Annotated in this window: 8 protein-coding genes; 4 read left to right on the top strand and 4 right to left on the bottom strand. The window is 71.0% G+C overall.

All coding sequences use genetic code 11. The features are described from left to right. Window positions 1-93: 93 nt before the first annotated feature. From ACTOQ3_RS32050 to ACTOQ3_RS32035, 4 genes are all read right to left on the bottom strand, one after another. On the bottom strand, window positions 94-291 hold the full coding sequence (locus ACTOQ3_RS32050; protein WP_440087185.1) for a hypothetical protein: 198 nt from the start codon (window positions 289-291) through the stop codon (window positions 94-96). A gap of 44 nt (window positions 292-335) precedes the next feature. Further along, window positions 336-1,520, bottom strand: a complete 1,185-nt coding sequence (locus tag ACTOQ3_RS32045; protein WP_440087184.1) for an amidohydrolase family protein — start codon at window positions 1,518-1,520, stop codon at window positions 336-338. 582 nt (window positions 1,521-2,102) lie between these two features. Next, complete coding sequence (locus ACTOQ3_RS32040; protein ID WP_440087183.1) at window positions 2,103-3,083, bottom strand: Gfo/Idh/MocA family protein; 981 nt, start codon at window positions 3,081-3,083, stop codon at window positions 2,103-2,105. 114 nt (window positions 3,084-3,197) lie between these two features. Continuing rightward, entirely contained in the window at window positions 3,198-4,781 is a 1,584-nt protein-coding gene (locus tag ACTOQ3_RS32035; RefSeq protein WP_440087182.1) for a peptide chain release factor 3, read from the bottom strand. Window positions 4,782-5,033: 252 nt separating this feature from the next. Between ACTOQ3_RS32035 and ACTOQ3_RS32030 the strand changes: the two genes are divergently transcribed. The 4 genes from ACTOQ3_RS32030 (at window position 5,034) to ACTOQ3_RS32015 (ending at window position 14,152) form a co-directional block, all read left to right on the top strand. Further along, complete coding sequence (locus tag ACTOQ3_RS32030) at window positions 5,034-5,795, top strand: PP2C family protein-serine/threonine phosphatase (protein WP_440087283.1); 762 nt, start codon at window positions 5,034-5,036, stop codon at window positions 5,793-5,795. 566 nt (window positions 5,796-6,361) lie between these two features. Next, window positions 6,362-6,976, top strand: a complete 615-nt coding sequence (locus ACTOQ3_RS32025) for a hypothetical protein (RefSeq protein ID WP_440087181.1) — start codon at window positions 6,362-6,364, stop codon at window positions 6,974-6,976. A 13-nt stretch (window positions 6,977-6,989) separates the two neighbouring features. Further along, window positions 6,990-9,140: a flotillin family protein gene (locus ACTOQ3_RS32020; RefSeq protein ID WP_440087180.1), complete on the top strand. Its 2,151-nt coding sequence runs from the start codon at window positions 6,990-6,992 to the stop codon at window positions 9,138-9,140. Next, window positions 9,137-14,152, top strand: a complete 5,016-nt coding sequence (locus ACTOQ3_RS32015; RefSeq protein WP_440087179.1) for a DNA repair ATPase — start codon at window positions 9,137-9,139, stop codon at window positions 14,150-14,152. The genes ACTOQ3_RS32020 and ACTOQ3_RS32015 overlap by 4 nt, the downstream gene beginning before the upstream one ends. Window positions 14,153-14,191 lie beyond the last annotated feature (39 nt).

Genomic DNA, 14,191 nt, shown 5'->3' with positions numbered 1-14,191 from the left:
TCCTTGCGATGCCAGGAACTCTATCCCCACCAACCACGAATGTCTACTTCAGCCACTACAGATTTTCAGTGCCGAGGAAGCAAAGGCTGAGCTTCACGCCTTCGGGAGCAGGTCGGCGACGGCTTGGTCGACGCTGTCGCCCAGCACGAAGCGGGGCAACGGGCCGGTGCGCCGCAGCAACTGCCGCAGCCCGGCCGGCAGACCCACGAACACCCGCCGGCCGGTGGCGGTGGCGTGGATGCGTTGGCGGGTGTGGGCCAGTACCGCCAGGGCGACCGAAAACCCACCCATGCTCTTCCACTTCCTGCCGAGAAGTGAAAGGAGAGCCGGCCGGGTCACCTGACCCGGATGCCCGCGCGGAAGACCGCTCGGACGTCTCGGAGCCGATCGAGATCGTCGAGGGGATTCCCGGTCACGGCCAGCAGGTCGGCGTCCGCGCCCACCGTGATCCGTCCCTTCCGCTCGGGAACCCCGCACGCCTGAGCGGCGAGGCTGGTCGCCGCCGTGAGTGCCTCCAACGGGGACGGGCCCTCCGCGGTGAACTGGGCGACGGCGTACGGCAGCACGTCGTGCGGCTTGACCGGCATGATGCCGGCGTCCGTACCGAGCACGATGCGGGCACCGAGCCTGTAGAGGGCCCTGAGGGCCTCGTGTACGGCCTGCACACGCCTGGCGACCTCCGGCGGCAGGACGAGTGGTGAGTCGCCGGGGACGACTCCGATCGTCACGCTCACGAAGGTGTCGCTCTCGGCGATGGCGGCGAGCAGGGTGGGATCCGCATCGACGCCGTCCGCGGTCACGAATGTCGCGTGCTCGATGCTGTCCACTCCCGCCGCCAGCGCGTCCCTGATCGCTTGCGTGCCGTGCGCGTGGGCGGCGACGGGTAGGCCGAGCCGATGCGCTTCGCCGACGACGACCCGCAGGTCGGCCGCCGAGTACTGCGACTCGTGTGGCGGCGGCGAGCCCGGCGTCATGTTGCCGCCGCTCAACATGATCTTGATTACCGCGCAGCCCCGCTCGTGCCGGTCCCGTACCGCGGCGCGCAGGGCGGCGGCCCCTTCGGCCGCGCCGCCCATGAAATGGCAGTGGCCGCCGGGCGTGGTGATCGGAGGCCCGGCGGCGAGGATCTCCGGCCCCCCTCCGGGGCATCGCCCCATCTCCGCGCTCAGCGCCAGCGCCAGGTAGTCGCGGTCACCGAGGTCACGCACGGTCGTGATACCGGCCCGGAGCGCCCTGCCGGCCGCGGTCCGCATCATGGCCAGCAGCTCCGCGTCGTCGGCGGTGGTGAACGCGGTCACCGGGTCGAGGCCCGCGTCGAAGCCGAGATGCACATGAGGGTCGACGAGTCCCGGCATCAGGAAGGTGTCCGTGCCGAGGTCGATCAGGTCCACCCCGTCCGGCGGAAGGGCTCCCGTGGTGTCCAGGCCGGTGATCCGCCCGTCCTCCACGAACACCGTCGCGGGGCCGGACAGGCTCGTGCCGTCGAACATCAGTCCGGCGTGAATCGCGAGAGGAGTCATGGTCGGGAAGCTCCTGGGGGGAAGTGGCATGTGTGGCCCCCGTCCCGTTCCCCCGGCGTTGCGGGTCTGGTGACGGCGGCGGGCACAACAACATCACGAACGACCTGAGAGGCTCCTGAACCTCCCTGAGAAGATCCTGAGAAGGACACCACGGGTCCCGTACATCCGACATCGACGAGCCAGGGCGGCCTGCGGCGCCTCAGCCCTGGACCGGGTCGTGCACGGGGCGCTTCAGCTACGGCGACCCGCCCCGAACGGTCCCGAAGTGACGCTTCAGCGGCGGTGGGACCACTGGGCGGCCGGAAAGCGAGCGACTACGGCCCGCACCCCCTACGGCCGGAACGCGCACAGCGGAGGTGGGCGGGTGTTCCGGCCGGCTTGAAAAGAGCCCGCAACCACCACGCCCGAGCAGGCCGGAGGCCGGAACCGCCGGAACGCAACTGAGACGGCCGGCCGGAACACCCGCCCACCGCAGCGAGCACCGACAACAACCACCCGGTACACCCGGCAGACGCCCCACCCGCACACCCGGAAAACACCTCAGGTGTGCGGGAAGGGAAACGTCTCACACACCCGGATCAGTTATTCACCAGGAAAACGGACACCCACCTGCGAGCGGACCTCGTCCATGACGCCCATCACGTCGAGAGTCGCCTGCCAGGGCATCAGCGGGCTCTCCAGCAGGCCCTCGCGCAGGCAGCGCATGGCCTCGGCCGCCTCGTGCAGCATGCCCTTCCCCTCGAAGGGGACGTGGAAGGTCTCCGGCTCGCCTTCCGTGCGGTGCAGGGTGAAGGTGTCGGGGCGGAAGAACGGGCCCGGCAACTCGATCCGGCCGAGCGTGCCGGAGATGGACGCGGCGACCGGGCTGTGCGTGGTGATGCCGCAGGACAGCAGGGCGACCGCCCCGCTGTCGTAGCCGAGCAGCACGCCGGTGTTCTCGTCCACTCCCTCGGGGGTCAGCCGCGCCCAGGATCGCACCCCGGCGGGGGCGCCGAGCAGCATGTGGGCGAAGGAGATCGGGTAGACGCCCACGTCGAGCAGGGCGCCGCCGCCCAGCGCCGGGTTGCGGAGCCGGTGCTCGGGCGGGACGGAGACGGAGAACCCGAAGTCGGCGTGAATGGTCTGGACCGGGCCGACGACGCCGCCCTCGACCAGCTCCATGATCTTGCGGACGGCCGGGATGCAGCGCGTCCACATGGCCTCCATCAGGAACAGGCCCCGCTCCCGCGCGAGGTCGACCAGTTTGGCGGCCTCGGCCCGGTTGAGGGTGAACGCCTTCTCGCACAGTACGGCCTTGCCTCCTTCGAGGCAGGTCCGTACGGCGTCATAGTGGGCGTTCTGGGTGTTGGCGACGTAGACGATGTCCACGTCGGGATCGGTGGCCAGCTCCGTCCAGCTCCCGTGGGCCCGAGGGATGCCGTGCCGGTCGGCGAAGGCCCGCGCGGACTCCTTCGACCGCGATCCGACCGCGGCCACCTCGGCGTCCGGCAGGAGCTTCAGGTCCTCGGTGAAGGACGCGGCGATGCCGCCGGTCGCCAGAATTCCCCACTTAATCGCGCTCATAACGACATATCTCACCACGAAAGCCTGACGGGGAGGCCCCGGGCACCCGGACCTCCCCGTCTCACCTCATACGACCCGCCTCACGTCACGCGACCCGCACTCCCCGAGGGGAGGTCAGCCGCGCGTGTCGGCGAGCAGGGCGTTCAGCACCAGGTCGGGGTTGTCACGCATCACGCCGCGCATGCGCCACTCGTCGGTGAACAGCGCCAGCAGGGCACCGTCGAGCGAGCGGGTGAAGACCTCCACCCCGCGCTGGCGGGCCAGGAACGGCGCCGACTCGGCGTCGGTGAGCCTGGCGATACCGAAGTCGAGCCGGTCCATCAGGATCTCGGTGTTGAACTCGGCGGCCATCCGGTGCTTGACCACGTCGAACTGCATCGGGCCCACCGCCGCGAGCACCGGCGACTGGTCGCCGCGGACGTCGGAGCGGAGCACCTGGACCACGCCCTCGGCGTCGAGCTGCTCGATCCCCTTGCGAAACTGCTTGGACCGGCTGGAGTCGCGGACCCTGGCCGTGGAGAAGTGCTCGGGGGCGAAGCTCGGGATCCTCGGGAACTCGACGGGCGGGCCGTCGTAGAGCGTGTCGCCGGGACGCAGGGCGCTGGCGTTGACCAGGCCGACGACGTCGCCGGGGTACGCCTCGTCGATCGTGGCGCGTTCCTGGCCGAAGACCGACTGGGCGTACTTGGTCGCGAACGGGCGGGCGGTGGCCGCGTGGACGAGAACCATGCCGCGCTCGAACCTGCCCGAGCAGACCCGGACGAAGGCGATGCGGTCGCGGTGCGAGGGGTCCATGTTGGCCTGCACCTTGAAGACCAGGCCGGAGAACGGCTCCTCCAGCGGGCGCGGGTCGTCGGCGACGTCCGGGCGGGGCGTGGGGGCGGGGGCGATGTCGACCATGGCGTCCAGCAGGCGGCCGACGCCGAAGTTGGACAGCGCGGCCCCGAACAGCACCGGGGTCGACTCGTGCGCCTCGAAGGTCTTCTGGTCGTGGTCGGCGCCGATCGCGGAGAGCAGGTCGATCTCGTCCTTGGCCCGCTCCCAGTCGCCGCCCAGCTCCGCCAGGGCCTGCTCGGCGCTCAGGTCGGTCTCGATGGCCTTGGTGGCGCCGCCGGGGGTGCGGGTGTAGCGGACGATCCGGTCGGCGGTGCGGTCGGCCACCCCGTGGAAGAAGCCGCCGGTGCCGATCGGCCAGGTGATCGGCGTGGGCTTCAGGCCGGTGCGCTCCTCGATCTCGTCCAGCAGCTCCAGTGCCTCGCGTCCCGGCCGGTCCCACTTGTTGACGAAAGTGATCACCGGGATGCGGCGGTGCCGGCAGACCTCGAACAGCTTCAGGGTCTGCGGCTCCATGCCCTTGGCCGCGTCGAGCAGCATGACCGCGCAGTCGACGGCGGCCAGCACCCGGTAGGTGTCCTCGGAGAAGTCGGCGTGGCCGGGGGTGTCGACCAGGTTGAACATGTGGCCGCGGTACTCGAACCGGAGCGCGGCGGAGGTGATGGAGATGCCCCTGGCCTTCTCCATCTCCATCCAGTCGGAGGTGACCCCGCGCCGCCCGGACTTGCCGTGCACCGCGCCCGCCTGGCTGATCGCGGAGGCGTGCAGCGCCAGCGCCTCGGTCATGGTCGACTTACCCGCGTCAGGGTGGCTGATCACCGCGAACGTGCGGCGACGAGCCGCCTCCTGAAGGATCGCGGCCATTACTGATCTCCTAGCGATGCGTAAGGTGGGGTACTTCGGGCACAGTGCGGGGGCACTGAAGAGGCGGTCGGGTGGCACCGAAACCAGCTTACGCGCCACCACAGGTGTCAACAGATGTGGCAACACTTCCCCAGGCCGCTTGCGCCACCATGGTGTTAAGTGGATCGTGGAACATCTCGGTTCGCCCTATGCCCATCCCAACTGTCCGAAAGCGGCTCAGCTCGTGCAACTCGACGATCTAGTGATGTGCAGATGATCACGCTGCGCTATACGGCAGGCTCCGACGTCGGCCGGATCCGGCAAGGCAACGAGGACGCCGCCTACGCGGGCGCCCGGCTTCTCGCCGTCGCCGACGGGATGGGCGGCCACGTGGGCGGGGAGGTCGCCAGCTCGGCGGCGATCGCCACCGTCGCGTCCCTGGACCAGGAGTGCCCCGGCGACCTCGCCGCCGCCGCCGAGGCCGGGGTCCGCAAGGCCAACCAGCGCCTGCGCGAGCTGGTCGAGGAAGACCCGTCGCTCACCGGCATGGGCACCACCCTGACCCTGATGCTCTGGAACGGCTCCCGCGTCGCCCTCGCCCACATCGGCGACTCCCGCGCCTACCTCCTGCGCAACGGCGATCTTTACCAGATCACCTACGACCACACCCTGGTCCAGACGCTGATGGACGACGGCCGGATCACCGCCGAGGAGGCCGCCCGCCACCCGCACCGGTCGATCCTGCTGCAGGTCCTCGACGGCGGCGACAACCTCGAGCTCGACCTCTCCCTCCGGGACGCCGAGCTGGGCGACCGCTACCTGCTCTGCTCCGACGGGCTGTCCGGGGTGGTCGACGCCGAGCGGCTCCGCCAGGTGCTCGCCGAGGTCGACGACCTCGACGAGGTGACGCGTCAGCTGATCGCGCTCGCCTGCGAGGCGGGAGGCCCCGACAACATCACCTGCGTGGTCGCCGACGTGGTCGAGGGGGAACTCTCGGACACCCCGGTGGTGGTCGGCTCGGCCGCCCCCTCGTAACGGCCGCCCCCCGCGGGAACCGGCCCCTCGCGGGAACCGGTCTTCAGCCGCGGGCGAACCGGTGCGCGACGGGTCCTGGTCGCCGCCGGGAACAGCGGCTATCGTCGGAAATCCGCGCTCCTCGCCGACCACCGCTCCGGAGGGATGTTCCTCATGTACAAGGAGTTCGCCATCGAGGCGATCGTGTGGCTCATTCCCGTCGTGATCCTCGTCGGTCTCGCCTACATGATCACTCGCCCCGCCTGACCTCCCGGGACGGCTCTCCGGGACAGGGCCGAGGACGCGGAGCCCCGCTCCCGCTCCTCCGCTTCTCCATGCCCCGGCTTCTCAGTGCTCCGGTTTTCCCCACCCCGGCTTCTCCATGCCCCGCCGCGCCCTGCCTCCGCGCCTCGGACGGCGGCCGGGTGAGCCCCGCGCGTCGATAGCCCCCGCGGGCGAGAAATCCATGCGGATATTTTTCCGCTTTGGGAACTATTCCCTTTAACGAAACTTTATCTGTATATAGTCACCTACACGTGCTCGGGGGAGCACGTTCCGGTATGCCAGCAGGGGGATCTCACACGCCGATGGGCCAGTTCGTCGATGCCGCACTGTCTTTTCCGACCGTCCTGTTCACGTTCCTGCTCCTGGTGATCATCGCGTACTGGGTGCTCGTCGTGTCCGGGGTGTTCGGGTTCGACGGCGGCGGTGACGGTGACGGGTCCGAGGCGACAGGGGCCGGTGGCCTCCTGAGCGGTCTGGGACTCGGCGGAGTCCCCGCCGCGGTGGCCGTCTCGCTGCTGGTCGTCGTCGCGTGGTTCGCGAGCCTCGTGGGCGGCACGCTGTTCACGAGCACCCCCGCCCTGGTCGCGGTGCTGGTCGCGGCACTGGTCTGCGCCTGGGCGTGTACGCGCCTCGTCGTCCTGTCACTTCGGCGTCTCGTCCCGAAGGAGCGCGTCCCCTCCCGCGCCGACTTCGTGGGCCGCGTGTGCGTCGTCCGCACGAGCCGCGTCGGTCGCACCTTCGGCCAGGCCGAGGTCACGTCCGCCGACGGCTCCTCCGCTCTCGTTCAAGTACGGCAGACCGGCGACGAGGTTTTCGCAGCCGGCAGCGTCGCCCTGATATTCGCCTATGACTCCCCCGGCGAATTCTTCTGGGTGATGCCGTACGACGCGGAACTCGACCCTGATCGTCCTATTTAACCGAGGGACCACATTGGACGTCATCTCCACCGGGCTCGGCATTCTCCTCGCCGTCGTCCTCCTCGTCGTCATCGCCGTGCTCTTCATGATCAGCCGGCTGTTCCACAAGGTGGAGCAAGGCAAGGCCCTGATCATCTCGAAGATCAACAAGGTTGACGTCACCTTCACCGGGGCCGTCGTGCTGCCCGTCTTCAACAAGGCCGAGCTGATGGACATCTCGGTGAAGACCATCGAGATCGCGCGTACCGGCCGTGAGGGCCTGATCTGCCGCGACAACATCCGCGCCGACATCCGCATCACCTTCTTCGTCCGGGTCAACAAGACCGTCGAGGACGTGGTGAAGGTCGCCCAGGCCATCGGCACCGCGCGGGCGAGCGACCAGGAGACGCTGCAGGAACTGTTCAACGCCAAGTTCTCCGAGGCGCTCAAGACGGTCGGCAAGCAGCTCGACTTCGTGGACCTCTACACCCAGCGCGACCAGTTCCGCGACCAGATCATCCAGGTCATCGGCACCGACCTCAACGGCTACAGCCTCGAGGACGCGGCCATCGACTACCTGGAGCAGACCTCGCTGCTCTCCCTGGACAAGAACAACATCCTCGACGCGCAGGGCATCAGGAAGATCACCGAGCTGACCGCCATCGAGCACGTGCGGACCAACGAGTTCCAGCGGCGCGAGGAGAAGGAGATCACCCGCCAGAACGTGGACGCGCGGGAGGCCATCCTGGAGCTGGAGCGCCGCCAGGCCGACGCGGAGACCAAGCAGAAGCGCGAGGTCGAGACCATGCGCGCCCGCGAGGAGGCGGAGACCGCCAAGGTCCAGGCCGAGGAGCGGCTCAAGGCGCACGCCGCCCACCTGCGTACCGACGAGCAGCTCGGCGTCCAGCAGGAGAACCAGGCCCGCGAGATCGCGGTGGCGGCGAAGAACCGCGAGCGGGTCCTCGCCATCGAGACCGAGCGGATCGAGAAGGACCGGCTGCTGGAGGTCATCGCCCGCGAGCGCGAGACCGAGCTGTCGCGCATCTCCAAGGACAAGGAGCTGGAGGGCGAGAAGCGCTCGATCGCCGAGGTGATCCGCGAGCGGATCGTGGTGGAGAAGACGGTCGCCGAGCAGGAGGAGAGCATCAAGCGCCTGCGCGTGGTCGAGGAGGCCGAGCGGACCCGCCAGGCCGTGATCATCCAGGCCGAGGCCGAGGCGCAGGAGAGCCTGGTCAAGGACATCAAGGCGGCCGAGGCCTCCGAGGCCGCGTCCAAGCACCGGGCGCGCGAGGCGCTGGTGCTGGCCGAGTCGCGGCAGCAGGCGGCCGAGCTCGACGCCCGCGCCAAGATCCGCATGGCCGAGGGCGTGCAGGCCGAGATGGCCGCCGTCGGCCTGGCCGAGGTGCAGGTACGCGAGCGGGACGCCGCGGCGATCGAGAAGGTCGGCCGCGCCGAGGCCACCGTCGAGCGGGAGAAGGCGCTGGCGGTCGCCGAGGGCGAGCAGGCCAGGGCCCACGCCGTGGCCACCGCGGTGCGCGAGAAGCTCAAGGCCGAGGCGGAGGGCGAGCAGGCCATGGCGCTGGCCGCCGCCGCGACGGTCGGTGAGAAGCTCAAGGCCGAGGCCGAGGGTCTCACCGAGAAGGCCGCGGCGATGGCCGCGCTCACCGACGCGACCCGCGCCCACGAGGAGTACCGCCTGCGGCTGGAGGCCGAGAAGGAGATCCGCCTCGCCGGGGTGAACGTCCAGCTCAAGATCGCCGAGGCGCAGGCCTCCGTGGTGTCGGCCGGACTGTCCAAGGCCAACATCGACATCGTCGGCGGCGACACCGTGTTCTTCGACCGGCTGATGAGCTCGATCAGCATGGGCAAGGCCGTGGACGGCTTCGTGGAGAACTCCGACGTCGCCCGCACGCTGGCCGGGCCGTACCTGGACGGCTCGGCGAGCCTCCCCGCCGACCTGGGCAGGGCCCTCGGCTCGATCGACACCGCCGACGTGCGCAACCTCTCGTTGTCCGCGCTGCTGATGAAAATGATCAAGGAAGGCGGTCCCGACGCGGACAGGCTGCGCGGCCTGCTGGGCGAGGCCCAGGCGGCCACCACGACCGAGGTCCCCGTCGCCGCGCTCGCCGGGGGCGCCGGCTCCGGCAACTCCGCCGGTAACTCCGCCGGTTCCGCCAAGCAGTGACGTCCTCCACGGCGGAGGCCGTCACCGGCGCCCCCGGCGAGGGGGCGGGGCTGGACGCGGGCACCTACGAGGTGCTCCGCGCCCGGCTGGCCGAGCAGGCCGCCGAGCTGGCCCGGCAGTCCGACGCGCTCAACGCCGAGCGCCTGGCGGTGTTCGGCGGGACCGAGCTGCGCCTGGTCGGCACCGAGCGGATACGCACCGAGAACAACTGCGTGCCGCGCGACATCGTGTCGGTCGGCGGGCTCATGCTCTTCGGCTACAACGTGTTCATCGGGATGAAGCCGGAGACGACCGTCGAGGACGTCTTCTCCGTGCACACGTTCGTCCGGGACGGCGGGGAGGGCGGGAACGGCGGGAACGCGTTCCGGTTCGACCCCGCGCCGATGTTCCGCGACCCGCGCTTCGAGCGGGACTTCGCCGAGCTCTACCGGTACTACCGGGAGACCCGGCTGCTCCAGCTCCGCCGTGTCGAGGGCAAGATGCTGGCCGTCTTCCAGACCGGCCCGCAGGACACCCGCGTGCTGCGCTGGCAGGTCGGGGCGGACGGCACGCTCTCCTACATCGACGACCGGGGGGAGCGCGACCACACGTTCCCGCCGTCGCACGACTTCGAGTGGATCCCGGCCACCCGCGACGATCACGTCATGGGCCGCCACCCGCACATCTCGATCGAGGGCGAGGTGTTCGTCGAGACCGTCGGCGGCGACCTCACCATCAAGATCGAGAACAACACCGAGACCGGGGAGGGCGTCTACCGCGAGCCCGTCGCGGAGCCGCTGCAGAGCCTCGCCGACGCGGAGGTCCACCACGCCAGGATCGGCCCGCTGATCCTGCTGCGGGTGCGGCCGTACAAGGAGCCCGAGTGGCGGCACCTGGTGTTCAACACCCGGACCAAGGGCGTGGTCCGCCTCGACGGCATCGGGCAGGCCTGCCAGCGCCTGCCCGAGGACCAGGGGATCATCTTCCCCGGCGGCTACCACCTGTCCACCGGGGTCAGCAAGACGTTCGACACCGACGTGTCCGAGCTGGAGTTCGAGCGGGTCATCCGCTCCCCCAACGGCGAGGACGTGCTGTACGTCTTCCACGCCCGCGCCGAGGGGCGGTCGCTGCTGCTGCCGTACAACGTGATCCGCAAGCAGGTGGAGACGCCGCTGTCCTGCCACGGGTACTCGCTGTTCGACGACGGCACGCTGGTCGTCTTCAGGGCCACCTCCGACGAGCCCACCCGCGTCCACCCCATGCAGGTCTGGCAGACGGCCTACCAGTCGGACCTCTACGCCGCCGGACGTCCGGTCGGCACCGGGCCGCTGGAGCGGATCGGCAACGCGGAGCTGGTACGGGGCATCTCCGACTGCCTGTCGGTGGCGCGGATGGTCGAGGAGATGGCGCCGTCCGTCCCGGTCTTCGAGGCGCTGATCGCCTCCTGCGCCCGGGTCTTCGACCACTACCACTGGCTGGGCGAGCACCGGCTGCGCGGCCCGCTCGCCGACCTGCGGGCCACCGCCGAGCAGGTGCTGGACGAGTTCGAGAAGGTCCAGTCGCTCACCCGGCAGGCCGCCGAGGCGCTGGAGAGCGCCGCCGCCGAGGTCACCGCGCTCGTACGGCACGCGCGCGGCGAGGCGCCCAGGTCGGCGCAGGGCTGGGTCGACCGGCTGTCGGAGCTGCGGCGGTCGCAGGGACACCTGGTGACCCTGCGCGAGCTGCGCCACGTCGACACGGCCAGGATCGACGCGCTCGACGCGGAGCTGGCGGCCGAGCTGGACAGCACCGCGCAGCGCGCGGCGGGATTCCTGCGGGGCGACGACGCCTTCGCCGGATACCACGCGGAGGTCGAGCGGCTGGTCTCCGACGCGGGCGCCATCGCGACCGTGGCCGAGGCCGGGCCGATCGGCGAGCGGCTGGAGCGGCAGGCCCGGGGCCTGGAGATCGTGGTCGAGGTGGTCGGCACGCTCGACATCGCCGACGCCACCGTGCGGACCGCCATCCTGGAACGGGTCGGCGAGGTGCTCGGCGGGGTCAACCGCGCCCGCGCCACGCTGGAGGCCCGGCGCGGGGAGCTGCTGGCCGGTGAGGGGCGGGCGGCCTTCGCGGCCGAGTACGCCCTGCTGGGGCAGGCGATCACCGGGGCGCTGGCGATGTCCGACACCCCCGAGCGCTGCGACGAGCAGCTGGGCCGCCTGATGCTCCAGCTGGAGAACCTGGAGTCGCGCTTCGCCGGGTTCGACGACTTCCTGGGGCAGCTGGCCGCCAAACGGGAGGACGTCTACGAGGCGTTCTCCTCGCGCCGCCAGGCGCTGCTCGACGAGCGGGCCCGCCGCGCCGACCGGCTCGCCGACTCCGCCACGCGGATCCTGTCGAGCGTGCGGCGGCGGGTGGCCGGGCTGGCGTCGCTGGACGAGGTCAACACCTACTTCGGGTCCGACCCGATGGTGCTCAAGCTGAGGGGCGTGGCCGGGGAGCTGCGCGCGCTGGGCGACCAGGTGCGCGCGGAGGAGCTCGAGGGCCGGATCAAGTCCGCCCGCCAGGAGGCGGGCCGCGCCCTGCGCGACCGGCTCGACCTCTACACCGACGGCGGGGAGACCATCCGGCTCGGCCGCCACCTGTTCGCGGTCAACACCCAGCCGGCCGACCTCACCCTGGTCCCGCACGAGGACCGGATGGCGTTCGCCGTCACCGGGACCGACTACCGCTCCCCGGTGCGCGACGCGGCCTTCGAGGACACCCGGCCGTTCTGGAACCAGCTGACGGTCTCGGAGTCGCCCGAGGTCTACCGGGGCGAGCACCTGGCCGCCTCGATCCTGGCCGCCGCCGAGGCCGGAACGCCGTCGTCCCCCGACACCGGCGGGGCCCCGGTCTCCCTGGACGCGCTGCACGAGGCCGCGGTGACCGGCGGGGAGCTGCTGGAGATCGTCCGCCGGGTGGCGGAGACCAGGTACGACGAGGGCTACGAGCGGGGTGTCCACGACCACGACGCCACCGCGATCCTCCAGGCCGCGCTCCGCCTGCACGCGGGCGCGGGACTGCTGCGCTACCCGCCCGCCGCGAGGGCCGCCGCCCAGCTCTTCTGGGCCTTCGGCGCCGACGAGGCCGCCCGGGCGGCGTGGACCACCCGGGCGACGTCGCTCGTACGGGCACGGACCCTGTTCGGCAGGGTGGAGGCGGTGGAGGAGACCCGCGCCGCCCTCGGCTCCGCGATCGCGTCCTTCAGTCGGGGCCTGCACGGCGACACGGGAGACGCGGGAGACACGGGTGTCTTCGAGCTGGCCGGGGAGTATCTCTTCGAGGAGCTGCCGGGCAAGCCGTTCGGGTTCGTGACGAGCGCGGGGGCGCGGTCGCTGCTCGACCGGTTCGACCGGGCGCTGGGGCCCGCGCGCGCGGAGTTCGAGGACGACCTGCGGGCGCTCGGCGACGACCTCGCCGCACGCCACCGCCTGGCCGAGGCGTGGCTCTCCGCCTTCGACGTCTCGGCTCCGCGCTCCGGCCGGGAACCGGGCACGGGTACGGGGACGGGGGCCGGATCGGCGGAGCTGGTGGAGGCGGTGGCCGTACTGCTGTGCGAGGTGCCGCGGCACGACTCCTCGGCGGCGCTGACCGCCACGGTCGAGGGGCTGCTCGGCGCGCACCCCCGCGTCTCCGGGCGCGCGATGGAGCTGCGCCTGGACGAGTTCCTCGCCAGGACCCGGCACTTCCGCGACCACCGCGTCCCCGCCTACCGCGCCTACCAGCGGCGGCGCAACGAGCTGGTCGCGGCCGAGCGCGAGCGGCTGAGGCTGGAGGAGTTCCAGCCGAAGGTGATGACCGCCTTCGTCCGCAACCAGCTGCTCGACGAGGTCTACCTGCCGCTGATCGGCGACAACCTGGCCAAGCAGCTCGGCGCGGCGGGAGACGCCAAGCGGACCGACCAGATGGGCATGCTGCTGCTCATCTCCCCGCCGGGCTACGGCAAGACCACCCTCATGGAGTACGTGGCCAACCGGCTCGGGCTGATCTTCGTCAAGGTCAACGGCCCGGCCCTGGGCCACCTGGTGACCTCGGTGGACCCGGCGCAGGCGCCCGACGCGACGGCGCGGCAGGAGATCGAGAAGATCTCCTTCGCGCTGGAGATGGGCAACAACGTCCTGCTCTACCTGGACGACATCCAGCACACCTCCCCCGAGCTGCTGCAGAAGTTCATCTCCCTGTGCGACGGCCAGCGCCGGATGGAGGGCGTCTGGGAGGGGAGGACCCGCACCTACGACCTGCGGGGCAAGCGCTTCGCGGTCTGCATGGCGGGCAACCCGTACACCGAGGCGGGCAAGCGCTTCCGCATCCCCGACATGCTCGCCAACCGCGCCGACGTGTGGAACCTGGGCGACGTGCTGTCGGGGCGCGACGAGCTGTTCGCGCTGAGCTACATCGACAACGCGCTCACCTCCAACCCCGTCCTGTCGCCGCTCTCCACCCGCGACCGGGGCGACATCCGCCTCCTGGTGCGGCTGGCGCGCGGCGACTCGGGGGTCCGGGCCGACCAGCTCTCCCACCCGTACTCCTCGGTGGAGCTGGAACAGGTCCTCGCGGTACTGCGCAAGCTGCTGCGGATCCAGCGGGTGGTGCTGGCCAACAACCAGGCCTACATCGCCTCGGCCGCCCAGGCGGACGCGTCGCGGACCGAGCCGCCGTTCCAGCTCCAGGGCTCGTACCGGAACATGAACAAGCTCGCGGCCCGGGTCGTCCCGGTGATGAACGACGCCGAGCTGGAGGCCGTGATCGACGACCACTACCTCGGCGAGGCCCAGACCCTCACCTCGGGCGCGGAGGCCAACCTGCTCAAACTGGCCGAGCTGCGCGGCACCATGACCCCCGTACAGGCCGCGCGGTGGGCCGAGGTGAAGGCCGCCTACCTTCGCGCCCAGGCCCTCGGCGGCGCCGAGGACGACCCGATGACCCGCGCGGTCGGTGCGGTCGGCCTGCTGGCCGACCGGGTGAGCACCGCCATCGAACACGCCGCCGACCGCCTGTCCCCCGAACCGTGAGGCCCGGGGCCGGGCCACCGCCGAGATCCGCGAGGCGGG

Source organism: Streptosporangium sp. LJ11 (assembly GCF_051918945.1).
Classification (GTDB): domain Bacteria; phylum Actinomycetota; class Actinomycetes; order Streptosporangiales; family Streptosporangiaceae; genus Streptosporangium.
Note: the sequence above shows the minus strand (reverse complement) of the source record. Positions and strands in the feature narration are given on the sequence as shown.